At 35.9% G+C, this 24,628-nt stretch carries 27 protein-coding genes; 11 read left to right on the top strand and 16 right to left on the bottom strand.

From position 1 onward, the window contains the following. Nucleotides 1–18: 18 nt before the first annotated feature. Genes I600_RS04730 through I600_RS04720 form a run of 3 tightly spaced genes read right to left on the bottom strand, consistent with a single transcriptional unit; the run spans nt 19 to nt 2,733 of the window. On the bottom strand, nt 19–1,155 hold the full coding sequence (locus tag I600_RS04730) for a peptidylprolyl isomerase (RefSeq protein ID WP_082642940.1): 1,137 nt from the start codon (nt 1,153–1,155) through the stop codon (nt 19–21). A gap of 13 nt (nt 1,156–1,168) precedes the next feature. Next, nucleotides 1,169–1,720 (bottom strand): gliding motility-associated peptidyl-prolyl isomerase GldI, encoded by a 552-nt coding sequence (gldI, locus tag I600_RS04725; protein ID WP_058103338.1) that lies wholly within the window; start codon nt 1,718–1,720, stop codon nt 1,169–1,171. Beyond that, on the bottom strand, nt 1,717–2,733 hold the full coding sequence (locus I600_RS04720; protein ID WP_058103337.1) for a DHH family phosphoesterase: 1,017 nt from the start codon (nt 2,731–2,733) through the stop codon (nt 1,717–1,719). The genes gldI and I600_RS04720 overlap by 4 nt, the downstream gene beginning before the upstream one ends. 75 nt (nt 2,734–2,808) lie before the next feature. Between I600_RS04720 and I600_RS04715 the strand changes: the two genes are divergently transcribed. Beyond that, on the top strand, nt 2,809–3,825 hold the full coding sequence (locus tag I600_RS04715; RefSeq protein WP_058103336.1) for an alkaline phosphatase D family protein: 1,017 nt from the start codon (nt 2,809–2,811) through the stop codon (nt 3,823–3,825). A gap of 45 nt (nt 3,826–3,870) precedes the next feature. Beyond that, nucleotides 3,871–4,290, top strand: a complete 420-nt coding sequence (locus I600_RS04710) for a nucleoside-diphosphate kinase (protein WP_058103335.1) — start codon at nt 3,871–3,873, stop codon at nt 4,288–4,290. 72 nt (nt 4,291–4,362) lie between these two features. On the opposite strand, the gene I600_RS04705 is transcribed toward I600_RS04710, so the two are convergent. The 3 genes from I600_RS04705 to recF are packed head-to-tail and all read right to left on the bottom strand — an operon-like array spanning nt 4,363 to nt 6,157. Beyond that, on the bottom strand, nt 4,363–4,659 hold the full coding sequence (locus tag I600_RS04705) for a DUF721 domain-containing protein (RefSeq protein ID WP_058103334.1): 297 nt from the start codon (nt 4,657–4,659) through the stop codon (nt 4,363–4,365). Then, nucleotides 4,659–5,078 carry a lipocalin family protein gene (locus I600_RS04700; protein ID WP_058103333.1) on the bottom strand — a complete coding sequence of 140 codons (420 nt, stop codon included), beginning with the start codon at nt 5,076–5,078 and terminating at the stop codon, nt 4,659–4,661. The genes I600_RS04705 and I600_RS04700 overlap by 1 nt, the downstream gene beginning before the upstream one ends. After that, complete coding sequence (recF, locus tag I600_RS04695; RefSeq protein WP_058103332.1) at nt 5,078–6,157, bottom strand: DNA replication/repair protein RecF; 1,080 nt, start codon at nt 6,155–6,157, stop codon at nt 5,078–5,080. Before recF ends, I600_RS04700 begins: the two co-directional genes overlap by 1 nt. Before the next feature lie 123 nt (nt 6,158–6,280). Here recF and I600_RS04690 point away from each other — a divergent pair, with 123 nt between their 5' ends. The 7 genes from I600_RS04690 (at nt 6,281) to I600_RS04660 (ending at nt 12,464) form a co-directional block, all read left to right on the top strand. Then, nucleotides 6,281–7,048: a tetratricopeptide repeat protein gene (locus I600_RS04690; RefSeq protein ID WP_058103331.1), complete on the top strand. Its 768-nt coding sequence runs from the start codon at nt 6,281–6,283 to the stop codon at nt 7,046–7,048. Then, nucleotides 7,048–7,530 carry a 6,7-dimethyl-8-ribityllumazine synthase gene (gene ribH, locus I600_RS04685; protein ID WP_058103330.1) on the top strand — a complete coding sequence of 161 codons (483 nt, stop codon included), beginning with the start codon at nt 7,048–7,050 and terminating at the stop codon, nt 7,528–7,530. Before I600_RS04690 ends, ribH begins: the two co-directional genes overlap by 1 nt. 155 nt (nt 7,531–7,685) lie before the next feature. After that, a complete protein-coding gene (locus I600_RS04680) occupies nt 7,686–7,958 on the top strand; it encodes a riboflavin synthase subunit beta (RefSeq protein WP_317038720.1) in 273 nt (90 codons plus the stop codon). Continuing rightward, nucleotides 7,958–9,811 carry a DNA mismatch repair endonuclease MutL gene (mutL, locus tag I600_RS04675; protein WP_058103328.1) on the top strand — a complete coding sequence of 618 codons (1,854 nt, stop codon included), beginning with the start codon at nt 7,958–7,960 and terminating at the stop codon, nt 9,809–9,811. Before I600_RS04680 ends, mutL begins: the two co-directional genes overlap by 1 nt. Next, the gene (locus I600_RS04670) at nt 9,812–10,555 is read left to right on the top strand and encodes a rhomboid family intramembrane serine protease (protein WP_058103327.1); all 744 of its coding nucleotides are present in this window, start codon (nt 9,812–9,814) and stop codon (nt 10,553–10,555) included. It begins immediately after the preceding gene. A 3-nt stretch (nt 10,556–10,558) separates the two neighbouring features. Then, nucleotides 10,559–11,437, top strand: coding sequence for a rhomboid family intramembrane serine protease (locus I600_RS04665; RefSeq protein ID WP_058103326.1), 879 nt, complete (start codon nt 10,559–10,561; stop codon nt 11,435–11,437). Nucleotide 11,438: 1 nt separating this feature from the next. Next, a complete protein-coding gene (locus tag I600_RS04660) occupies nt 11,439–12,464 on the top strand; it encodes an endonuclease/exonuclease/phosphatase family protein (protein WP_058103325.1) in 1,026 nt (341 codons plus the stop codon). On the opposite strand, the gene I600_RS04655 is transcribed toward I600_RS04660, so the two are convergent. The 9 genes from I600_RS04655 to udk form a co-directional block, all read right to left on the bottom strand. Further along, nucleotides 12,451–12,771 (bottom strand): DUF6122 family protein, encoded by a 321-nt coding sequence (locus I600_RS04655; RefSeq protein ID WP_058103324.1) that lies wholly within the window; start codon nt 12,769–12,771, stop codon nt 12,451–12,453. The two genes, I600_RS04660 and I600_RS04655, sit on opposite strands and share 14 nt — an antisense overlap. After that, nucleotides 12,764–13,393, bottom strand: a complete 630-nt coding sequence (locus tag I600_RS04650) for a WbqC family protein (RefSeq protein WP_058103323.1) — start codon at nt 13,391–13,393, stop codon at nt 12,764–12,766. The genes I600_RS04655 and I600_RS04650 overlap by 8 nt, the downstream gene beginning before the upstream one ends. A 5-nt stretch (nt 13,394–13,398) precedes the next feature. Continuing rightward, nucleotides 13,399–15,099, bottom strand: a complete 1,701-nt coding sequence (gene lepB / locus I600_RS04645; protein WP_058103322.1) for a signal peptidase I — start codon at nt 15,097–15,099, stop codon at nt 13,399–13,401. Nucleotides 15,100–15,193: 94 nt separating this feature from the next. Next, nucleotides 15,194–15,895 carry a 4-hydroxy-tetrahydrodipicolinate reductase gene (dapB, locus tag I600_RS04640; RefSeq protein WP_058103321.1) on the bottom strand — a complete coding sequence of 234 codons (702 nt, stop codon included), beginning with the start codon at nt 15,893–15,895 and terminating at the stop codon, nt 15,194–15,196. Between the two features lie 2 nt (nt 15,896–15,897). Next, nucleotides 15,898–16,557, bottom strand: coding sequence for a DUF5683 domain-containing protein (locus I600_RS04635; RefSeq protein WP_058103320.1), 660 nt, complete (start codon nt 16,555–16,557; stop codon nt 15,898–15,900). Then, the gene (locus I600_RS04630) at nt 16,550–17,458 is read right to left on the bottom strand and encodes a ParB/RepB/Spo0J family partition protein (protein ID WP_058103319.1); all 909 of its coding nucleotides are present in this window, start codon (nt 17,456–17,458) and stop codon (nt 16,550–16,552) included. The genes I600_RS04635 and I600_RS04630 overlap by 8 nt, the downstream gene beginning before the upstream one ends. A gap of 2 nt (nt 17,459–17,460) precedes the next feature. After that, nucleotides 17,461–18,234 (bottom strand): ParA family protein, encoded by a 774-nt coding sequence (locus I600_RS04625; protein ID WP_058103318.1) that lies wholly within the window; start codon nt 18,232–18,234, stop codon nt 17,461–17,463. Between the two features lie 188 nt (nt 18,235–18,422). Further along, entirely contained in the window at nt 18,423–18,755 is a 333-nt protein-coding gene (locus I600_RS04620) for an FtsB family cell division protein (protein ID WP_058103317.1), read from the bottom strand. Next, nucleotides 18,755–19,369, bottom strand: coding sequence for a uridine kinase (udk, locus tag I600_RS04615; RefSeq protein ID WP_058103316.1), 615 nt, complete (start codon nt 19,367–19,369; stop codon nt 18,755–18,757). The genes I600_RS04620 and udk overlap by 1 nt, the downstream gene beginning before the upstream one ends. A 108-nt stretch (nt 19,370–19,477) precedes the next feature. On the opposite strand from udk, the gene I600_RS04610 reads away from it, so the two are divergent. Together I600_RS04610 and I600_RS04605 are read left to right on the top strand one after the other, a co-directional pair. After that, nucleotides 19,478–20,701, top strand: coding sequence for a multidrug effflux MFS transporter (locus I600_RS04610; RefSeq protein ID WP_058103315.1), 1,224 nt, complete (start codon nt 19,478–19,480; stop codon nt 20,699–20,701). A 161-nt stretch (nt 20,702–20,862) separates the two neighbouring features. Continuing rightward, nucleotides 20,863–22,581, top strand: coding sequence for a hypothetical protein (locus I600_RS04605; RefSeq protein WP_058104277.1), 1,719 nt, complete (start codon nt 20,863–20,865; stop codon nt 22,579–22,581). Nucleotides 22,582–22,653: 72 nt separating this feature from the next. Here I600_RS04605 and acs read toward each other — a convergent pair whose 3' ends face one another. Then, a complete protein-coding gene (gene acs / locus I600_RS04600; protein ID WP_058103314.1) occupies nt 22,654–24,561 on the bottom strand; it encodes an acetate--CoA ligase in 1,908 nt (635 codons plus the stop codon). Nucleotides 24,562–24,628 lie beyond the last annotated feature (67 nt).

Raw genomic sequence — 24,628 nt, 5'->3', positions numbered from 1 at the left:
TTTGATTCTGAGGAGTTATTACTCCGTTAAACCTGTTATTTCAAGATCAAAGATCAAATCTGCATTTGGCGGTATTGGTCCGCCACCTTGTTCACCGTAGCCTAAATGAGACGGAATAAATAAACGTACTTTATCACCAACCTTCATGGTTAAAAGACCTTCTCTAAAGCCCGCAATTAAACGAGATTCAGGAGAATAGTCCATTGGTACCGGCATGTAGCCACCACCTTGCAATCTTCTTTCATCGAAAGCACCATATTTTTCTGCTATTTCTTGATAGTTACTGTCAAATAAGGTACCATCCATTAAATACCCGGCATACATAACATTGACTTTATTACCAATTGCTGGCTTTTCTCCGGTACCGTTTTCTAAAGTCAATACCTTAAGTCCGGATGGCAACGTTTTAGCTTTTGATTTTTGAGCATCTATTGATGCTGCAAACTCATCTTTTATTTTTTGCACTGCAGCTAATTTCTCAGCTTTTTCTTTTTCTATGGCGGCCAGTCTATCTTCTTCACCATCAAAATAATCGGTCATAATCTGTACAGCATCGAACTTACGAGCTTCTTTGCCATTGCGAATTATTTCTATAGTATTCATAATAACCGGTTCTACCGGTTTGTTGCCTGCTCCTACAGGTACATTGGCAATTGAATCCACGACGTCCATACCTTCCACGACCTCACCAAAAACAGAATGCTTGTTGTTTAACCAAGGTGTTTCTTTATGTGTAATGAAGAATTGACTACCATTTGTTGCAGGTCCTGAATTTGCCATAGACAAAATACCTTTTCTGTCATGTACCAAAGAATCATTGAACTCGTCCATGAATTTATACCCAGGGTTTCCGGTACCTTGACCTAATGGGTCGCCACCTTGAATCATAAAGTCTTTCATGACCCTATGGAAGGTTAAACCGTCATAATACTTTTTGTCTTTGTACTCTTCGCTCACAAAAGTATTTGTACCCTCTGCCAAAGAAACAAAGTTTGCGACGGTAACGGGTGTTTTCTCTTGCTCTAGGCGAACAATGATATCGCCCTTAGAGGTTTTGATATCGGCGAATAAACCGTCACCTAAGTCTGCTCTTTTGCTAGTCTTACAGCTGGTCATAATTAAACCGATAACTGCAAGCAAATACATTTTTTTAATCATAATGGTCATTTTAATTTACTGTATTTTCTTGTTGTTTTTCTATTTGTAAAATTGTTACGGTAGACTTAAGGGGAACGTTACTGCCAATTTTATTTTCATCGCCATGATAACCAAAGGCTATGGAGGAAGGAAACAAAAACGTGGCGCGCTCCTTTTCTTTCAGCATTTTAACGGCATCACGTAAGCCAAGGAACAATTCTTGTTTATCTACCTTGTAATTAACAACACCAATATCTTCCTTAGAGTATATGGTGTCATTGTCCAATGTTAATATATCATAAGTAAATACAACCAAATCGTCCGTTTTAGGTGTGTAGTCACTTGTTTCATTTACTGTTAAATAATGATACCACGAGCCAGATTTGCTATGATCATAATGTTTTAATGAATCTAACTCGATAATCGCCTGAATTTTCTTTTCTTCGGCTTCTAGCAACTTTCGGCTTCGTTCTATAGATGCCTTAAAGAAGCTTCCGCTTTTGGTCTGTACCGGTTTTCTTGGTTCAGGACCATCACAACAGCTAAATAGTACAGCTAATAATAGAATAGATAATATTCTCATGATTGTAATTGATTCTTATACAATGGTAATAACGCGGTAAATTTGGCAATGGTATCTGCTATATTGTCTTCACTTCTGCCTCCTGCGGCGTTTGTGTGCCCGCCACCATTAAAATGTTTTCTTGCAAAGTCGTTGACAGAAAAATCGCCAACGGACCTAAAAGAAATTTTAAAAATTCCTTCTTCTTTATTCTCAATAAAAATTACGGCAAATTTAATACCGTCTAAGGTTAAACCGTAATTTACAAAACCTTCTGTATCTCCTTTTTGGTAATTGTATTTGTCCAGTTCTTCTTGGCTCAAAGTTATATAGGCCGTAGCATATTCGTTTAAAATGACCATATTCTTTAACGCACAACCTAATAAATGTAGTCGGCTTGGGGAATTGGTGTCATAAATTCGATGATGAATTTCTGTGCCTTCAGCACCCTTGTCCATAAGGTCTGCTACAACTCTATGTGTATTACTTGTGGTTGCTGCAAATTTAAACGAACCAGTATCTGTCATAATTCCCGTATAGATACAGTTTGCCATATCTGGGTTAATACTATTTTCATCACCTAGTTGATTAATGAGTACATATACCATTTCACAGGTAGAGCTCATGCTTACATCAGAATACATGATACTGGCATAGTCAGAAGGTTCTTGGTGGTGGTCTACCATCACAAAAGTAGCCTGCGCCGACTCTAAAATTTCACTCATTTGACCAACGCGACCTAAGTGGTTAAAGTCTAGTGTGAAAACTATATCCGCTTCGTTGATTACTGTCTTGGATTGAGAATTTTCTCTTTCAAAATTTAATATCTGTTGTGCCCCGGGCATCCATTTTAAAAATTTCGGAAAATCGTTGGGCGCTACAATAGTTGCTGAATGACCATTGTTGGATAAATAGTGCCAAAGTGCCAATGTAGATCCAATGGCATCACCATCAGGATTTTTATGTGGTATAATAGCTATTTTCTTTGGTGATGAAAGTAGCTTTTTAAGGGCGTTCAAGTGCTCTAAATTCATGGCGGCAAAGATACAATTTAATAATATAGGCTTTAAACGGAATACCTTAATTTTACCCAGACTTAACTATTTTATATGAAAAAATTTGCTTTTTTAATTTGGGGTATACTGCTCGTTTCTTGTTCGTCTAAAAAGAGTTTAACCGAAAAAAAAGACTTTGTAATTGCATTTGGATCTTGCAATAGGGTTGATTTGCCTAACCTTTTGTGGGATGATATTCTTAATACAGAACCAGATGTATGGATCTGGGGCGGGGATAACATCTATGCAGATACAGATGATATGAAAGCTTTGAGGGCTATGTATGATCAACAAAAGAATGAACCTGGTTATAGAAAACTGGCTCAGACAACAGATGTTTTAGGCACATGGGACGATCATGATTATGGGTTGAATGACGGAGGTGTTGAGTTTAAGGCTAAAGATGCCAGCCAGCAAGAGTTTTTGAATTTTATGAACGTACCTGAGAGTAGCGAGTTGCGAAAACGAAAAGGGGTATATAATTCCAAAAATTATGTAATTGATGGTCATGAGGTCCGTATTATACTTTTAGATACAAGATATTTTAGAACACCACTTACACCAGATACCGAAACGGACAAGAGAATTAAACCAAATGAGTATGGTGTAGGTACTATTTTAGGTGATACACAATGGAACTGGCTAGAAAAGGAGTTGCAAAACTCTACTGCGGACTTCAACATTATTGTAAGTAGTATTCAATATCTATCTCAGGAACATGGTTTTGAGGCATGGGGGAATTTTCCGCATGAAGTGGATAGGCTGGCAAAATTAATAGAGGATACTAAGCCTAAAGGTGTTGTTGTGTTATCTGGAGACCGCCATATTTCTGAATTTTCAAAAATCAAAATAGAGGGTATAGATTATCCTTTAATTGATTTTACCAGTAGTGGGCTCACTCATGCGTATAAGGAATTTTCTGGTGAACCTAATAAATACAGAGTTGGAGAGGTAGTTTATACCGAAAGTTTCGGAATATTGGAATTTGATTTTAAGGCTAAAACGGTTGATTTTAAAATAGTTGGTGATAACGGAAATGTGTTAGGGCAATTAGAACAAGTCTATGAATAGTTGTGAGATATGTGGAAAAACGTATTTTTGCGCAAAAATTAAGATATGAGTACGAATAGAACGTTTACAATGATTAAACCAGATGCCGTTGAAAACGGACATATTGGGGCTATTTTAGAAAAAATTACTGCTGCTGGTTTTAAAATCGTAGCGATGAAATATACACAGTTAAGTTTAAGGGATGCACAAGAATTTTATGGTGTGCATAGAGAGCGCCCTTTCTTTGGTGAATTGGTAGAGTTTATGACCAGAGGACCTATTGTAGCTGCAATTTTAGAAAAAGAAAATGCAGTTGAAGACTTTAGAGCTTTGATCGGTGCTACAAACCCTGCTGATGCTGCAGAAGGTACTATACGTAAAATGTTTGCTACTAGTATTGGTGAAAATGCCGTACATGGTTCTGATAGCGACGAAAACGCGGCTATTGAAGGTGCTTTTCACTTTGCAGGAATAGAAATTTTCTAAGACAATATTTTTATGAATTAAAAAGCCAGTTCTAAAGAACTGGCTTTTTTTGTCTTATTCAATTATAGATGTTTATCTAAGTATCAATTTCTTCACTACCTCTTTTCCAATTTCTTCATTGATCATTCGTACTATTTTAGATTTGCCTAGGCTTAGCTCTTCGCGCAATACGGAAGAACTTAAAGAAACATACAAGGTGCCAAATTTCAGCTCAATCTCTGTAGTATAGTTGTCTACACCGTTACCCATTAATTTAGCCCATGCAGCTCTTGCATCGACTTTGTCTATTCCTTTTTCTAATTTATTTTTTTGAATAAATGCAGAAAGTGCCTCTTTCATTGAAGTATTTTCGTTTCCTCTGCTTGCCATTATGGGGTTATGTTTATAGGTTCAAATCTATTATATCTATAGGTGACACCTTCGCTATTTTTTACCGAAAAACTTTTCTCATCTAATGAGGTCAACACTTCTTCCCATATGTTGGAATCGTTAGTGTATTTCATGAAAATAGAGTCATTAGAAATTCTAATAAAAAAAGCTTCGGCGTCGTTTGAGGTTTCAAAGGTGCCGTTAAATTTTGGATCTACTTTTTTCCTAAATCCTGATAACGAATTTAACTTTATATAGTCGACCGTGCTATTAATTGAGTATTCTTTTTTTGCTCCATCTACGAAGGTAACTTCTTTTATTTCCCAATACCCATTTAGCAAGTGTAATTTGTCTTTGTCAATTTTAGCACTGCAAGAAATTAGAAATAGAGAGAGAATAAGAGTAAGCTTTTTTATCATTACAATTTAAATATTTTATAGGATTGATGAATTTTTTTAACAATGCTCTCGGTACGGTCGGCGTGGGTGTCACTAATGAATATTTGCCCAAAATTCTCATTGTTCACCAATGTAATGATATGGGAGACCCTATGTTCATCTAGCTTGTCAAAAATATCATCAAGAATTAAAATAGGTGTTGTGCCACTTTGAGATTTCATAAAATGAAATTGAGCAAACTTTAGGGCAATCAAATATGATTTTTGTTGGCCTTGACTTCCGAATTTTTTGATTGGGTATTGGCTGATCTCAAAGCTGAGGTCGTCCTTGTGGATGCCAACACTTGTATATTGTAGGGCGCGGTCTTTGTCTAGATTTTTGTTTAATAGCGTAAGCAAATCATAATCTTTTAATTTACTTTCATAAGAGAGGGAAACATCTTCAGAATTGCCGGTAATAGCTTTGTATTGTTCTTGAAAAATAGGAATAAACGCTTCTAGGAAAGAAGTTCTTTTTTTATAGATTTCAGAACCATAAGTATGCATTTGCTCATTATAAACTGCCAACGTATCGTTATTGAAAGTTCTATTGGCCGCAAAATATTTTAAAAGTGCATTTCTTTGAGAAACAACCTTATTATACTTAATGAGGTTTTGTAAATACGATTTATCTGATTGGGAAATGACTCCGTCAATGAATTTTCTTCGTGTTTCGCTTCCTTCAATGATCAAATCCCTGTCTGCAGGAGATATGATAACTAGCGGCAACAGTCCTATATGGTCTGCAAAACGTTCATAAGCCTTACCGTTACGTTTAATTATTTTCTTGTTGTTTTTTTTAAGGCTGCAAACAATTTTCTCTTCTCTACCTTCTTTTTCAAACGTACCGTCAATCACAAAAAAATCTGACCCATGTCTTATGTTTTGAGAAGAGACTGGGTTGAAATAACTTTTTCCAAAAGACAAATGATAAATAGCGTCTAAGATGTTTGTTTTACCTATACCATTAGCGCCTACAAAACAATTTATTTTTGCATCAAAAGCAAGTTCTTTAGATTCAAAATTTTTATAATTGATCAGTGATAATTGTCTCAGCAGCATTAAAAATTTCCGATTTTAGATTTGGTAGGATGAAAACTAGCTTAAAATATCCAAAAATAACGAATAAATACACTTTGCGATTTCAATAAAACCATTATTTTTGCGCGATCAATAAATTTACAGATGGCAACATATAAGAAAAGAGGATATAAACCTGAAACAAAGGCTGAACAGCAAGAATTTGATGAACAGGAAAGCACAACAGCTGAGGTTTTTAGTTCTTTAGATGAAGGAGCTTCAAGGTCAGAAGAGTGGGTTTCTAAGAATCAGAACTATATTTTAGGTGCCATTGGGGTAATAGCTATCAGTGTTTTGGCATATTTGGCGTACAATCAGTTTGTTGAAAAGCCAAAGGAATCAAATGCGGCAAATGAAATGTATTATCCGCAGCAATATTTTGACCAAGCTTTAGTAGCGACCAGTCAAAAAGATTCATTGTTTACTTTGGCTTTAGAAGGAGCTGAGGGTAAATACGGTTTCTTGGATATCATTGAGGAGTATAGTGGAACTAAAGCTGCAAACTTGGCAAATTACGGAGCAGGTATGTCTTACTTGAATATGAACAAATATCAAGAGGCTATCACTTATTTAGAGGATTTCAGTTCTGACGATGCTATTTTAGGTTCGTTGGCCAAAGGAGGTCTAGGAGATGCTTTTATGCAATTAGACCAACCTTCCGATGCTTTAGGGTATTATGAAGCTGCTGTAAAACATAGCGGTAATGAATATACAGCTCCTAAATTTCTATATAAAGCAGGTATTACTGCATTGGAAATGGGAGAGAAGGATAAGGCTTTGGAGTTTTTTGAAAGAATAAAGAACGATTTTCCAAAATCAGAAAATGCTAGTTCAATAGATGCGTTTATTGGTATGGCTAAAAGTGCTGAATAATGGCAACAGAAAATAAAAATTTATCGGCTTACGATAAGGCAACAATCCCAAACGCGAACGGACTTCGGTTTGGGATTGTTGTTTCAGAATGGAATTCAGAGATTACCGAAGGTCTGTATAATGGTGCTGTTGATGCATTGTTAGATTGTGGTGCCCAACGTTCTGATGTTATTCGATGGGATGTTCCCGGAAGTTTTGAACTTACTTTTGGTTCAAAAAAAATGATACAATCCCATAAAGTAGATGCTGTGATTGCCATTGGTAGTGTAATACAAGGTGAGACCAAGCATTTTGACTTTGTTTGCGATGCCACTGCGCAAGGCATTAAAGACCTGAACGTGATTACGGATGTGCCTGTTATTTTTTGTGTGTTGACCGATAATAACATGCAACAAGCTATTGATCGTAGTGGAGGTAAACATGGTAATAAGGGCACAGAGGCAGCTATTGCAGCAATTAAAATGGCTGTTCTAGGCAACTAAAGTTTCCGGTCTTTTATTTTTAATCTGTTTCAAACTATTTTAGAGGTAACGGTTGGCAGCTTCAACTGTTAACAAATTTTGGCATTCCTATTATGCCCTGTTTTTCTATTTTAAGTAACTTTGAGGTTATGGGGATGTTGAGTAAAATAACAAAGTTGCGAAAGAATAGGCGGTTTGAGTATAACCCCAGATTTTATGATGATAAAGGAAAAGGGAATCCTTACAAAATTGAGCCTAAATTTGATCAATTTCGCAGTACACTGAATACATCTCGAGGTTTAAAGAGGAAAATCAACAGTGCCATAGAAGACGCTAAAAGAAAAGGTGATCGTAACCTTAAGATGAGAATGGTCATCATTATAGCTGTTTTGGTTTTGATTTTTCTTTATATAATTGATTTTGACCTCTCAATTTTCTTTTCTTCATAATGGCCGATATTATTAGACTTTTACCAGACCATGTAGCAAACCAAATTGCTGCTGGTGAAGTGGTACAACGCCCATCATCAGTAGTTAAGGAGCTGATGGAAAATGCCATCGATGCCGGTGCAACCGATATTCAACTAATTATAAAAGATGGTGGTAAAACACTTATTCAAGTAGTTGATAATGGTAAGGGTATGAGTGGTACAGATGCCCGTTTGAGTTTTGAACGCCATGCAACGTCAAAAATTCAAAAAGCTGAAGATTTATTTAATTTGCATACCAAAGGCTTTAGGGGAGAGGCACTTGCATCTATTGCTGCTATTGCCCATGTAGAGATGTTGACCAAAACCGAAGATGATGATATTGGTACAAAAATTAAGATTGAAGGTAGTAAAATTGTTTCACAAGAAGTAGTAGTTGCTCCAAAAGGGACTTCTATGTTGGTGAAGAATTTATTTTTCAATATTCCGGCTAGAAGAAATTTTTTAAAATCTGACCAAGTCGAGTATAGACATATTACCGATGAATTTCATAGAATTTCATTGGCACACCCTCAGGTAGCATTTAGTTTTTATAATAACGGGAGTGATGTTTTTCAATTGCCGGCCAATGAATTCAGAAAGCGTATAGTTCATATTTTTGGTAGAAAGACCGACGAGAAACTGGTTCCGGTCGAAGAGGAAACTCAGGTAGTAAAAATATCAGGATATATTCTAAAACCGGAATTTGCTAAAAAGAGTAGAGGAGAGCAGTTTTTCTTTGCTAACAACAGATTTATAAAAAGTCCGTATTTACATCATGCAATTTTAGGTGCTTTTGAAGGAGTGATAAGACCAGGAACGCATCCTGGTTATTTTTTGAATTTAGAGGTGGATCCAGGTACAATCGATATTAATATACATCCTACAAAAACAGAAGTTAAATTTGATGATGAGCATACGTTGTACGCTATGTTGAAATCTACCGTTAAGCATAGTTTGGGGCAATTTAACGTTGTGCCAGCGCTTGATTTTGAACAAGACCAAAACTTAGATACTCCGTACTCTTATAAAAATAAGCAGGTTGGTATTCCGCAGGTAGTTGTAGATGCTTCTTTTAATCCATTTGAAACAACTGTTAAAACATCAAAAGGAAATAACAGTACAGGTAATTATAAAAAACCAAAAGTAGAAGGTTGGGAAAATTTATATGCGGGACTAGAAACCAAGGTAGAAAGTAATGTTAGTCATTTGGAATTTGAATCTGAGGTAGTGAATAGCAGTATCTTTGATGATGAAAAAGAATCTATTGAGCCGACTACTACTACGTTTCAATTGCGTAAAAAATTTATAATTACCACTATAAAATCTGGAATGGTAGTTATAAATCAGAGTAGGGCACATCAACGGGTGCTTTATGAAAACTTTTTAAAGAACATAACTATTAAAGAAGCCGTAAGTCAGCAATTACTTTTTCCGTTGACTTTATCATTTTCACCAGGTGAAATGAACATTTTAAAGGAAATTAAAGATAACCTTTGCACTGTTGGTTTTGTATTTGGTGATTTGGACGATGAGGGTGTTGAGATAAAAGGAGTTCCTGTTTTGGTCGCTGAGAGCGAAATACAAATGATTATGGAGCAGTTGATGTCAGATTTTCAACAAGAGGTGCCTGGAGATAGTTTTTCCCAAAGTGATATGTTGGCAAAGACATTGGCAAAAACCCTGTCTGTAAAATCAGGGGAATCATTAGACGAGTTTTCTCAAGTAAAGTTGGTCAACGATTTATTTGCTTGTAAAGAGACTACATTAAGCCCTTTTAACAAAAAAGTATACGTGACCATTACCGAGAATGATATTGAACGAAAATTTATATAGATGGGAAGAATAACAGAAACTATAAAGCATTTACTGATTATTAACGTGCTATTCTTCATTGCCACACAGTTGTATGGGGAACAAATGTATGAGTTGTTTTCTCTTTATTTTCCTAAGAACGAGCATTTTCAACTATGGCAAATAATTACCCATATGTTTATGCATGGGGGTTTTATGCATATTCTTTTCAATATGTATGCACTATGGGCTTTTGGTTCGCCTTTGGAGCAAATGTGGGGCAGAAATAAATTCCTGTTCTTTTATATATCAGCTGGTTTAGGTGCCGCTTTAATACATATAGGGGTAAACTACTATTATTATAATGCGGGTATGAGTGCTTTAATGGAGGCAGGCTTAGCTGAAAGTAGTATTCTTGAAATCATTAATAGCGGTCAGTATAGTACAGAATGGTACAATATAGCGGATCGTTCAACCATAGATAATTTCTTAGGGGCGTTCAATACACCTGTAGTGGGCGCTTCTGGGGCTATTTATGGTATTTTGGTAGCTTTTGGTATGTCTTTTCCAAATAGTGAATTGTTTTTAATTTTCTTACCGGTACCTATTAAGGCTAAGTTTTTTATTCCTGTTTTAATAGCATTAGATTTGTTTTCTGGTGTTACCGGGTATAGTTTGTTTGGTCAAGGAATTGCCCACTTTGCACATGTTGGTGGGGCACTCTTTGGATTTTTGATGATGTGGTATTGGAAGAAAAATCAGTTTAATAATAATAGGTGGAACTAAAGTATGGCTCAACCAGATTTAAAATATCAATATAGTAGGCTAAACATTGCCGAAAAATTAATTGTTATTAATGTCATTGTATTTCTAATAAATGCGTTGGTACCTTTTCTCTTAGGCTTATCCGGCAATAGTATTGTTAAGTGGTTTGAACTGCCAAATGATATTGTAGATATTGCTTTTCAGCCATGGTCTATAATTACCTATTCTTTTTTTCATGGTGGTTTTGGTCATTTATTTTGGAATATGCTTTTAATTTATTTTGTTGGACGCATTTTCTTAAATCTCTTTGATGCAAAACGATTTCTTAATGTCTATGTATTAGGAGTTATTCTTGGGGGATTGTTTTTTGTTTTGGGTTACAATATTTTTCCGGCATTTTTTAATACAAATGCCTATCTAATTGGTGCGTCTGCAGGGGCTAGTGCCGTATTGATTTTTATATGTACTTATCTACCCAATCAAGAGGTTAGAGTTATATTCTTTAATGTGAAGTTGTGGATTGTGGGTGCAGTCGTTGTGCTTAGTGATTTAATACAGTTGCCGATCAGTAACTCAGGAGGACATTTAGCGCATTTAGGTGGTGCGTTTTTAGGGTATTTATATGCTAGTCAATTGGCAAAAGGAAATGATATTGGTTCTGGTTTTTCTAGGTTTATGGATAGTATAGCAAACATGTTCAAAGGGACAGGAAAGAAGTCCAACATGAAGACCGTATATAAGAAAGAGAATACATCAAAATCTAAATCCACGGTCAGTGATTATGATAAGAAATCTCATCAAAAGAAAATAGATGCAATTCTAGATAAAATAAGTAAATCTGGCTATGAAAGCTTATCTAAGGCTGAAAAAGATTTCTTGTTTAAAGCGGGAAAAGAAAATTAAGATGAAGAAATTATCTTTTTTCAATAAAATCATGTGGTTTTTAAACGTGATTACAACTCTTACTTTGTTTTTAGCGTGTATAGTACCTTATACCTCAATTGCTAGTTTAGCCTTTATTAGTTTGGCGGTGCCGGTTTTGGTGTTGTTCAACATGTTGTTTTTTTTATATTGGCTAATTGGTAGAAAAATCAATATGTTATTGTCGCTGTCCGTATTGATTTATGGATATATCACCTTGGGTTCCTTTATCGCTTTTAATGGTAGAGGTAATGAGAAGATTGAAGAAGATACCATTTCTCTACTTAGTTATAATTCATTGGGTTTTCATAGTAAGCATCAAAATGAATGGGAAAGAATCACTAGTCCTGACGTGGTGCAGTTTATAGAAGGTGAGAATCCCGATATTATTTATTTTCAGGAATTTGAGCCATTTTATCTCAAAGATGAAATGCTGAAGGATTATAGGTTTAAGGCTAATAAATTTGAAGTTAAAAAGGGAGAATCCAGTAAAAATTTAGCTATTTTCTCTAAATATAAAATCATTGGAAATGGAGAGTTGGATTTTCCCAATACTTTTAATGGTGGAATATATGCTGATATTGTATTTAAAGGGGATACGATTCGTTTTTATAACCTACATTTAGAATCGTTGAGCATTAGACCAAACTACATTAAAAAAGAAAGATCAGATAAGCTATTTGTACGTTTAAGAGATTCTTTTGATAAGCAAGAAAGACAATCTAATTTGGTAAAAGAGCATATAGAAAGTAGCCCATATCCGGTTATTGTTGGCGGAGATTTCAACAATACGCAATTCTCAAAAGTGTATTTTAATATCAAAGGAAATTTAAAAGATTCCTTTTTGGAAGCGGGTCATGGTTACGGGGAAACCATCAAGTTTTGGAAGTTTCCTTTTAGGATAGATATGATTCTAACAGACCCTTCATTCGAAGTTGTGTCACATAAAAATTACAAGATCAATATATCTGATCATGAGCCAATTATGGCTACTGTTAAAATCCCTTAGTAATAAAAAGGCAATCAACTACATCTGCCAATATATGTATGAGCAGTGCCGCACCAATGATTCTCGTTTTCTTATAAGTAAATAATAAAATGTAAATGGCTATCGCCCAATAGGTATGTAATGGGTGAAAATCAATACTGCAGCGGTTAGAATCAAACATTGGTGTAGCCAACAGGTGATCAACATCTATAATAATACCGGATAAAAGAATTACTGCAGACCAAAATTTGTTTTCACGGTAAAAGTAGATGGCAATGACAATCGGTACTAGAAAATGAATGCCATAATGGGCTATAAACCTAAGCATTATCTTTATAGATAAAATCTTTTCGGAGATATTCAATGGAATTTGGTCCCATGTTAAAAAGCAGGTCTAAAATGCTTAAATTAGGTATGAAACCATGACGGTCACCAAAAACCTGAGTATAAGGTTCTATAGTGAGGTTGTGTTTTAATTTGGCATTGATCAAGAATCTAAAATCTTCATGTTCACTTAGGGAAACTTCAAATTCTTTTGTAGATTCTTTGGGCATTTCCATCTGTAAACACTCGAATATTGTTTCTATTGTTTTTAGATTGTAATCTAACAACTTATCATATGGTTGGTCATATAATTGCTTAATCTCGTCTTCGTAAAATTCGAAGAACGGAGATGTTCTGTAAGCAGTTTGTAGGGTGCGCCAATGTTGCCTTTGCCATGGATAGGAATTGTCTATTAAAACATCTTTATACTTCTGCCTGCCTTGTTCTTTACCAACATGAATAATCGGTATGCTTAAAATATGCTTGCCGCGATCATTTGAAATGTAGGTTCTATTTCTAAATGTCTGCTTTTGATAATTATCATGTATTTCCCAACATGTAGGTTCATGCAGAACATAGCTAAACGTTAGTATATTTGGAAAGTATGAAGGATGAATTACTTTCATCTGGCTTATTTAGTGCTCTTTTTACGTTTCCAGAACCAATTTCCAACTAGATAGGCAACTAATAGTATTAAGAAATACTTAAAATAAGATTGTGGTTCTCCGTCGCCATTTACTGTGGTAAAAATACGATCCCATCTAGGTCTCCAATTGGAAATGCCTTCGGTAAAATTGTCAAAACTCATCCAAATAAAGATAGGGGTGCCCACAATATGATTTTCAGGCACATAGCCCCAAGCTCTACTGTCTTCAGAATGATCCCTGTTGTCTCCCATCATCCAAAAATAATCTTGTTGAAATGTATAGCTGGTCGTAGGTTTTCCATTGATGCTAATTTGATTTCCGGATATAGAAATTTCGTTGTTCTCATATTCTTCGATTATCTTCTTATATAATGGAAGAACTTTTAAATTTAAAGCTACAGTAGCACCTTTCTGAGGAATATAAATAGGACCTAACTGACTATAATTCCATGGATAGTCAGCACTTTGAGGAAACAAATTGATCCCTCGTCTACCTTTTTCTGTTACTTGTTGTACAACAGAATCTATGTTAGAATCTTTTCTTAGTGAATTGACCATTTCCGCGGTTAGCGGAACTGTACGCTCACGATCGGTAATTTCTTTTAGCGATAACCTGTATTTGGAAATTAGATTGGCAGGAATACCTTTTGCTTTGGTAAATAATTCAATTTGTCCGTTTTCATTTTGGTTAAACCCTATAATGTAGTTTCTTATTCCGTTAACCTGTTCTTGGTTTAAAGGGTTTGATAGGTATTTTCGTGTAAAATCCGTAATACCTAAGTTGTCCAAAGCTCTTGATGAAACCCCTTTTGAGCTGTAAATAGTGTAGTCAAATTGAGGTTTAGCACTTTTAGGTAGTTCTAATTGCTTGCCGTTTATAAAGACGTAACCATCACGAACTTCTAACGAATCCCCCGGTATACCCACACAGCGTTTTACGTAGTTGGATTTTTTATCAATAGGTTTGTCTACACCTTTTTCTTTTTTGAAGAAAACCCTAACTGTATCGGCAGGCCAACTAAAAACTACAATATCATTTCTTTCTACTTTGGTAAATCCTGGTAGTCTAAAATAAGGGAGTTGTGGCTTTTTTAAGTAAGATGGCACACCTAAAACAGGAAGTGTGTCGTGAACCATTGGCGCAGCAACCGTTGTCATTGGTGTTCTTGCTCCGTAATGAAACTTGCTAACAAATAGAAAATCACCCACCCTAAGCGTGCGTTCTAATGAACCTGTAGGTATTACGTAAGGTTGTATAAAATAGGTGTGTACCAAGGTGGCCGCGACAACAGCGAATAAAATGGAACTTACCCACTCTCCGGCAGCCGTTTTGGGTTGTAAAGATCTGTCTTCTATGTAAGTTACTTCTAAGGCATAATTTACATAGTAAATATAAAAACCTAGCGTTAGAACCACTATCCATGTTTCTAACTTGCTATTTCTGCCAAAACTTCTAATGGTTTCTACCCAAATGACAGGAAACATTAAAAGATTTATAATTGGTATGAACAACAAGATCACCCACCATTTTGGTCTGTTGATGATTTGCATTAAGACAATGGCGTTATAAACAGGTATTGCAGCTTCCCAAGCTTTTCTACCGGCTTTAACGTATAATTTCCAAGTTCCTAAAAAATGGATAACTTGTACAATGAGAATAAATATAATCCATTGAGTGCCGTTCATCTTCTTTGTTTTTTATTGAAATAGTTTGAATTATGATAAAATGCGCTAGATATCAATAATTCATGAGTCTTAAAGATTTATTTTTGTTACGTTTTTAACCAAGGTTTAACACATCTCTCATTGAGAATACACCTGTTTTTCCAATAATCCATTCTGCTGCGGTTACCGCACCCATAGCAAAACCTTCTCTGTTATGCGCGGTATGTTTTATCTGAATGCTATCAACAACACTATCATAGGAAACGGTATGTGTTCCAGGAACCTTGCCAATTCTTTTTGATGTAATTTTCAATGTTTCGGCAGACGCACTATCTAGTTTCCATTCTTTATAATTGGAGTTTGCAATAACCCCTTCAGCCAAAGTTATAGCTGTGCCACTGGGTGCATCTAATTTTTGCGTGTGGTGAATTTCCTCCAATTCAGCCTTATATTCTGGTATATTCTGCATCATTTTAGCCAAATAATTATTCAACTCAAAAAATATGTTTACACCCAAGCTAAAATTAGAAGCATATATAAACGCTCCTTTTTTATCCTTACACAAACTAACGGCATCTTCATAATGATCTAACCAACCCGTTGTTCCGGATATGACCGGTACATTGTTATTGATACAAGTAGTGATGTTATTGAAAGCAGCGCTAGGCATGCTAAAATCAATGGCAACATCCATTACGCTAAAGTCAATGTTTTCTGTATTTTCATCAATTTTGGCTACTATTTCATGACCACGATTCAAGGCAATTTGCTCTATCATCTGACCCATTTTTCCGTATCCGAAAAGTGCAATTTTCATTCTTAAAATTTTATAATTAATGCCATGCCGTAATTTGGACTATTGGTAACTTGATTAAAATCTAAGTAAGGCTCAAAGTCTATACTTAGGTCATCGTCAATATTAAACTGTTTTAAATGTGCGTCAACATTGGCGTCGACAATATTAAGGGCGTATAAGCCAATAGCGGCAACCAACCAAAGGTCACGGTCATTTTGAAAACGCTCTTGTTGGTATTCAAGGTCATCTAAGTCCAAATCTGGGTCTGCACCTGCTGGGTTATCTCCATTGATATCATAATATTCATCATCTGTAAACCCGGCCTGCCTTCTTTTAAAGGCGGTTCTAAAACTTTTGTACTGATTGTTATTCCATGTATATGCGTATATACTGCCGCCAATGGCTCCCCAAACGATTGGAACTTTCCAGTATCTCTTGTTATAGATTTGTCCCATACCGGGTAGTACGGCAGAGTAAAATGCAGCTTTACTTGGGGCTAATGGTTTAAATTCCCTTTCTACCTTTTTCAAGGCAACAGAATCTTTAATGACTACCCCTTTTTTGGCAAGGTCTGCCTGTACGCTATCTATTTCAGTTTTAGGTATAGAATCTTGCTCCTCTTGTGAGAAGGTGAAATTTATAAATAGCAAAAGTGTACTAAATAATAAAAGATAGTTACGCACCTGTTATCAATTTTTTGATACGGTCAAATTCCTCTTGAGACTTAAATGGTATGGTTATTTTTCCTTTGGCATTATCGGTAGATTTAATATCTACCTTTACAGATAAGGCATCCGTTAATTCTTTTATCCCTTTTCTAACAAATACAGCTGGATCGTTCTTCGCCTGCTTTTTGACCTCTGTAGGGGCTTCTGCCTTAGAATGATATGCTTTTACGGCGCTTTCGGTATCTCTAACAGAAAGGTTGTCAAATATGATTTTCTCGTAAATTGAAATTTGATCTTCTTTTTTCTCAATATTGACCAAAGCCCTACCATGCCCCATACTTAGAAAACCATCGCGCATGCCTGTTTGAATAATAGGGTCTAGCTTTAAAAGGCGTAAATAATTGGCAATAGTAGATCTTTTTTTACCAACACGTTCGCTCAACTTTTCTTGTGTAAGATTTATTTCATCTATTAAACGCTGGTATGAAAGTGCTATTTCTATAGGGTCTAAGTCTTGCCTTTGTATATTCTCAACCAAAGCCATTTCCAAAGACTCTTGGTCATTGGCAATACGTATGTACGCAGGTATAGTTTCTAAACCTAATAGTTTAGAAGCACGAAACCTTCTTTCACCTGATACTAGCTGAAATTCATTAAAACCTAGTTTTCTAACGGTAATTGGTTGTATAACCCCCAATTCTCTTATAGAAGTAGCAAGTTCCTTTATGTGTTCGTCATTGAAATTTGAACGTGGTTGAAACGGATTTACCTCTATATGGTCTAAATCCAGTTCAATTATATTTCCAACAACTTTATCTGCATTTTTGTCAGATGCTGTGTTTATATCATTCTCCGGATCTTTTAAAAGAGCCGAAAGTCCTCTACCTAAAGCTTGTTTTTTAGTCGCTTTTGCCATACTTAAACCGTCTGCTTATTTTTTTTGACTATTTCATTAGCCATGTTCAAATAATTTGTTGCCCCTTTACTGGCAGCATCGTATTTGATAATACTTTCACCATAACTAGGAGCTTCACTTAACCTAACATTTCGTTGAATTACGGTGTCAAATACCATATCTCCAAAATGCTTTCTTACTTCATCTACCACTTGGTTAGATAATCGCAACCTTGAGTCGTACATCGTCAACAGCATACCTTCAATGTCCAATTCAGAATTATGTAGTTTTTGTACGCTCTTAATTGTATTCAGCAATTTGCCTAAACCTTCAAGTGCAAAGTATTCGCACTGTATAGGTATTATAACTGAATCTGCAGCAGTCAATGCATTTAAGGTCAACAATCCTAAAGAAGGAGCACAATCAATTAAAATATAATCATAATCGTTCTTAAGGTCCGTAATGGCCTTTTTCATCATGTATTCGCGCTCATCCTTATCTACCAGTTCAATTTCAATGGCAACAAGGTCAATATGTGCCGGAATAAGGTCTACATTGGGTGATGTGGTCGGTATGATTGTCTCACGAGCACTTTTGGTGTGTTCCAAAAGTTGGTAAGAACCCAATTCAACCCCATCGACATCTATACCAAGCCCAGAAGTAGCGTTCGCCTGGGGGTCAGCGTCTATCAATAATACCTTTTTTTCCAATACACCTAGCGAGGCAGCTAAATTTACTGAGGTAGTAGTTTTGCCTACACCTCCTTTTTGATTGGCTATAGCAATAATCTTGCCCATGTTCAAAGTAAGTTAGGTGGTAAAAATACAATTATTTATGAGGCTAATGAAAGCTTTTTGTTAACACTAAGTGAATAAGCACTCACTTTTCATTAATTATGCGTTAAACTTTTAGTTTTGAAAAGGTTAAGACTTGGTGTAACATAAAGTATTTAGAAAGTAAAAAACTTATTAAAATGATATGAAAATTATTTTTTATCCTTAAGTTTTAGACTATCCTCATATTCAATAAGATAAATTTCTTCGTTCTTTTTCTTAAGATAATACTCTTCTCTGGCAAATCGTTCCAACTCATCTTCGTCAGATAATTTTTCTATAATCTTTTTATCCTTGGCAATTTCTTCTTTTAAGAATTCTTGTGTTTTCTCAAGCTTCTTAATTTCTTTTCTTAACTCTAGGTGTATTAACAATGAATTGGTGTCAAAAAAAAGCATCCAAACAACAAAAACGGTCAAGACCAACACATACATGTTGGTCATGATCTTAAACCATTTTTTTTGTTTTAAATCTTTGAATGCCATTATGACTGCATTATTTTTTCGTTGATGATACTCTTTACAATTTCAACGGCTACTGTATTGTATTTATTATTAGGTATAATAATATCTGCGTATTCTTTGGTAGGCTCAATAAATTGTTCGTGCATTGGCTTAATGACCGATTGATATTTTTCAAGGGTTTCATCTAAATTCCAACCACGTTCGTTTACATCTCGTTTTAGTCTTCTAATTAATCGTTCATCTGTATCTGCATGAACAAATATTTTGATATCGAACATTTTACGAATAGCAGAATTGGTCATGATTAAGATACCCTCTACTATGATAACTTTTGTAGGGTGGGTAAGTACAGTTTTTGCGGTTCTGTTACATTCAAGAAAAGAGTAGACCGGTTGCTCTATTGATTCTCCGTTCTTTAAGGCGATTAGGTGTTGTTCCAATAGGGCAAAGTCAATGGAGCTTGGGTGGTCAAAATTGGTCTTTCGTCTATCTTCTAATGATAAATGAGACAGATCGTTGTAATAAGAATCTTGTGAGATTACACCAACTTCTTCATTGGGCAATTCATTGATGATTTGATTTACTACCGTGGTTTTTCCACAACCGGTTCCACCAGCAATACCTATAACGAGCATACATTGAAATTTAATGCAAAAGTACATATTTGAATTTCAAAATTACCTAAACTTAAAAATCAACTTTTAATTAACATTGCTTGTATGGTTAAGCCGTATTTTTGCACAATGCAGAATGAACAAGTAAAGCCAAATTTTGAATTTGTAGCCTTAATGGCTTCTTTAATGTCAATTGTTGCCTTAACAATTGATGCCATTTTACCGGCTATGGCAGACATAGGTATAGCTATCAATAGTTTAGATCCAACCCGGAATCAACTATTGGTAACCATGATATTTTTGGGATTGGGGGTAGGTCAACTTTTTTTCGGACCACTGTCGGATAGTTTAGGTAGAAAGCCCATTGTTTATTTAGGTTTTACGGTGTTTCTTATTGCTAGTGTTATTTGCTTGTTGGCTCCAAATCTTGAAATTATGTTGGTGGGGCGTATTTTGCAAGGTATTGGGTTATCTGCTCCAAGAACAATCAGTATATCCATAATTCGTGATACTTATAGAGGAGATTACATGGCAAAAATCATGTCATTTGTTACGGCATTTTTTATTTTGGTACCGGTAGTTGCTCCGGCTATAGGTAAAGCGGTAATGGAGTATACCGGATGGGAAGGAATTTTTTATATGCAATTGTTTTTTGCTCTTGTTGTAGGTATCTGGTTTTATAAAAGACAGGAAGAAACGTTGAAACCCCAATATAAAGTGCCATTTTCTTTTCATGTTTTTGTTAGAGGGACCAAAGAGATTTTTAAATATAAAGAAACTGTTTCGTGTACCATGATTTCGGGTTTGATCACAGGATCCTTCTTAGTGTACTTAAGCTCTGCGCAACACGTGTTTGAAGAACTTTATGGTTTAACAGATACATTTCCATATGTATTTGCAGGTTTGGCATTGTCCGTTGGTTTTTCAACATTAATGAACGGTACATTGGTTTTGCGTTTTGGTATGCGTAATCTCTCTTTTTCCGCACTGGTTGCCTTTACGGTAATTGCTTTGTCTTACAGTTTACTGTTCTTAAATTCTCAAAACCCGAGTATAACGATACTATTGATATTTCTTTCGTTACAATTTTTATGTTTAGGTTTTATCTGGGGTAATATGCGATCTATTGCTATGGAGCCAATTGGGCACATTGCAGGAATAGGTGCTGCCATAACAGGATTCATTTCTACAATTCTGTCCATTCCTATTTCTATATTTGTGGGAAGTTTCATAGAGGATTCCGTTTGGGCACTATTTGCTGGTTTAGGGGTATGCGGCTTAATTTCGGTAGTGTTGTTTATGTCTTTTAAAACCAGGCCCTTGTTCGCAAATAATCATGCCTTCTCTAAGTAATCATTGTAAAAGCGACTAATTGTTGCTTGAGGTTTTAAATTTTTAGAGTTTTTGTTATCTATACGCTTTTTAAGGCTATTTGTACGTTAATTGGTTGATTTTCAGAACTGTGAATTTATATTGTGAATGTTATGTTTTAATAAATAATAATGTTTGCAGCTATGAAAAATCCTTTTCTCTATGTGCTAATACTATGGCTTGTTTTTGTAGCATGTAAGAATAGGGGAAATACGCACGATATTTCAAACAGACCTTTTATAGCTTGTGCGCCTATTACAACAGATTTATCTTGGTATCAATCAGATAATATAGCTCCATTGATCGATGGTTTGGATGTAATGGAGTTTCCTGTAACTACTAATGATAGGCTGGCTCAAAAATATATTAATCAAGGCATGGTATTGGCTTATGGATTCAACCATTCAGAAGCGGCAAGGTCTTTTTATTATGCAACTAAATTGGACCCTGATTGCGCAATGGCATACTGGGGTTTTGCCTATGTTTTGGGTCCAAATTATAATGCGGGCATGGAGCCGGATAATTACCAAAGAGCGTATGATGCTGTTCAAAAGGCAAAAGAATTAGCGAGTAAGAATGCATCTCAAAAAGAAAAGGATTTAATTAATGCCTTATCCAAAAGATATGTTCAATTCCCGGTCGAGGATAGAAGTGAACTTGATCTAGAATATTCAAATGCGTTACGGGAAGTTTATAATAAGTATTCATATGATGCAGATGTAGCTGCCTTATATGCCGAATCTATCATGGATATGTTTCCTTTTGATTTGTGGGATGAAAATGGAAATCCAAGAGAAAGAACAAATGAAGTTGTTCAAGTTGTAAATAAAGCTTTGGAAATAGATCCAAAACACCCGGGTGCCCATCATTTTAAAATTCATATGCTTGAAGCATCGTTGCACCCAGATGGAGCCTTGGAAAGTGCCAAAATTTTTGACGAAGGTTTGGTGCCTGGCGCTGGACACCTTATTCACATGCCTTCTCATGTTTATATAAGAACGGGTGATTATCATAAAGGTACTTTGGCAAATTTGCGGGCTGTAGTAGTAGATAGCAATTATGTGGCTGCTTGCAATGCCCAAGGTGCATACCCAATAGCCTATTTTCCCCATAACTATCATTTTTTGGCTGCTACCGCTGCGTTGGAAGGAAATAGTAGTTTGGCGTTAAATGCTTCGTACAATGTAGCAAAACATTCAAGCACTACCTTAATGAAAGAGCCCGGCTGGGGAACTCTGCAGCATTTTTACACGATACCGTTTTATATTAGTGTAAAGTTTGGCAAATGGGAAGAAATATTGGAATTGGAGAATGAGGTACCTTCTTTAAAATACCCTGCCGCAATTCTTAATTATGCACGTGGTATGGCTTTTTTAAGTTTAGGTGAAATGGAAAAAGCAAAAAAAGAATTATACTCTTTGGAAACTTTTGCGAAAGATGAAAGTTTAAAAGAAATAACCATTTGGGATATTAATACCGTTTCGGTATTGGTTCAAATTGCCAGAAATGTTTTAAAAGCTGAGATTTTGGCAAAGGAATTTAAATATTCTGAAAGTATATTATTGTTACGCGAAGCGATTGAAATAGAAGATGGATTAAATTATAATGAACCGCCAGATTGGTTTTTTTCAATAAGACATCACCTTGGAGCAATTCAAATAGAAGCTGGGTTGTACAATGATGCAGTAAGTACGTACAAAGAAGATTTGCTGAGGCTACCTAAAAACGGATGGGCGCTACACGGTTTAAAACTGGCTTACGAAAACTTAAACAATCAGGATAAGGTGAAAGAGGTTGAACTGCTAAGAAAGCAAAGTTGGGAAAATGCCGATATTGTTTTGACCGCCTCTCGTGTAAAATAAAATTCGCCAAACCCATTTTTTCAATGAGCTTGACGAACTTGGTTTAAATAAAGTATGTGTTGTAATTGTAAACTATAGTGCATTGGCCATAATTTCTTGAACAACTTCTGGGTTTAAAAGTGTACTGGTATCTCCTAAATTACTAGTGTCGTTGCTGGCGATTTTGCGTAAAATTCTTCGCATAATTTTACCACTTCGAGTTTTTGGCAGACCAGATACAAATTGAATTTTATCCAATTTGGCAATAGGACCTACATGTTCTGTAATTTGCTGGTTGATCTCTTTTCTTAAATTTTCACGATCTCTACTTTCACCAGTTTCCTTAAGAATAACATAGCCATAAAGTGCATTTCCTTTAACATCATGTGGGAAACCTACAATAGCGGATTCCGCAACAGCAGGATGTTCGTTAATAGAATCCTCAATAGGAGCGGTACCCAAATTGTGTCCAGAAACAATAATCACATCATCTACACGACCTGTAATTCTGTAATACCCAACGGCATCTCTCAATGCGCCATCACCTGTGAAATACATGTTTTCAAAGGCAGAAAAATAGGTGTCCCTGTAACGGTCATGATTGCCCCATACCGTTCTTGCAATAGACGGCCATGGGAATTTAATGCACAGCCTACCATCAACTTGATTGCCTTTTATTTCTTTACCATTTTCATCCATTAGTGCCGGTTGAATGCCAATAAAAGGTAAAGTCGCGTATGTAGGCGTAGTTGGAGTTACGTACGGTATTGGTGTAATCATTATTCCGCCTGTCTCCGTTTGCCACCAAGTATCCACTATAGGGCTATTTTTTTTGCCAACATTGTTGTTGTACCAATGCCATGCTTCCTCATTTATGGGTTCACCTACTGAGCCTAACACTTTAAGGCTAGATAAGTCATGTTTTTCAACGAAATCTAAATTTTCTTTTGCCAAAGCTCTAATGGCCGTTGGCGCGGTATAAAACTGATTAACTTTATGTTTTTCTACAACCTCCCAAAAACGTCCGTAATCTGGGTAGGAAGGAACTCCCTCAAACATTAATGTGGTTGCTCCATTTGCAAGTGGACCGTACACTATATACGAGTGCCCGGTTATCCAGCCTATATCAGCAGTACACCAGTAGACATCATTTTCTCTATATTGAAATACGTTTTTAAATGTATAGGCGGTATATACCATATAACCTGCAGTGGTATGTACCATTCCTTTGGGGGTACCGGTTGATCCAGAGGTGTATAGTATAAATAATGGGTCTTCGGCATCCATGATCTCTGCAACACAATCTGCATAAGCTTCGTCCAATAAGGGTTGTAACCATTTGTCCCTGCCATCTAGCATGTCTATTTTGGTTCCTGTGCGTTTGGTCACTAAAACATTGGCTACACCAGGGCACCCTTCCAATGCTTTGTCGACAATTCCTTTTAGGTCGATAGATTTTCTACCTCGAAAAGAACCATCCGCAGTTATGACAACCTTACAATCAGAATCATTGATCCGTGTTGCTAGGGCATTTGAAGAAAATCCTGCAAATACTACGGAATGTATGGCGCCAATACGTGCACATGCCAATAATGCGACAGATAGCTCAGGAATCATTGGAAGATAAATACAGACACGATCTCCTTTTTTTACGCCATGGTCCAATAATACATTTGCCATTCGGCAAACTCTCTCGTGCAATTGCCTGTAGGTAATATGAAGAGCTTCTTCTTTAGGATCGTTAGGTTCAAATATGATGGCGGTTTTGTCACCTCTTGTGGGTAAATGCCTGTCTAAACAATTTTCAGTGATGTTGAGTTTTGCACCTTCAAACCATTTTATTTCGGGCTTTTTAAAATCCCAGCTCAATACATTGTCCCAGCGCTTGCGCCAGACAAAATGCTCCTCTGCAATCTCTTCCCAAAATGCTTCGGGATTTCTGATCGATTTTCTGTAGACTTGATAGTATTCCTCAAGATGTTTAATGTGGTAATTACTCATGGTATGCGTTAATTAATATGCAAAGGTTGTTGAGGCCTTTGGTCGTTGTTGTTTCTAATTGATTTAT

The sequence above is a fragment of the Maribacter dokdonensis DSW-8 genome, assembly GCF_001447995.1.
Taxonomy (GTDB): domain Bacteria; phylum Bacteroidota; class Bacteroidia; order Flavobacteriales; family Flavobacteriaceae; genus Maribacter; species Maribacter dokdonensis.
This window is presented reverse-complemented; position numbering and strand designations above follow the sequence as displayed.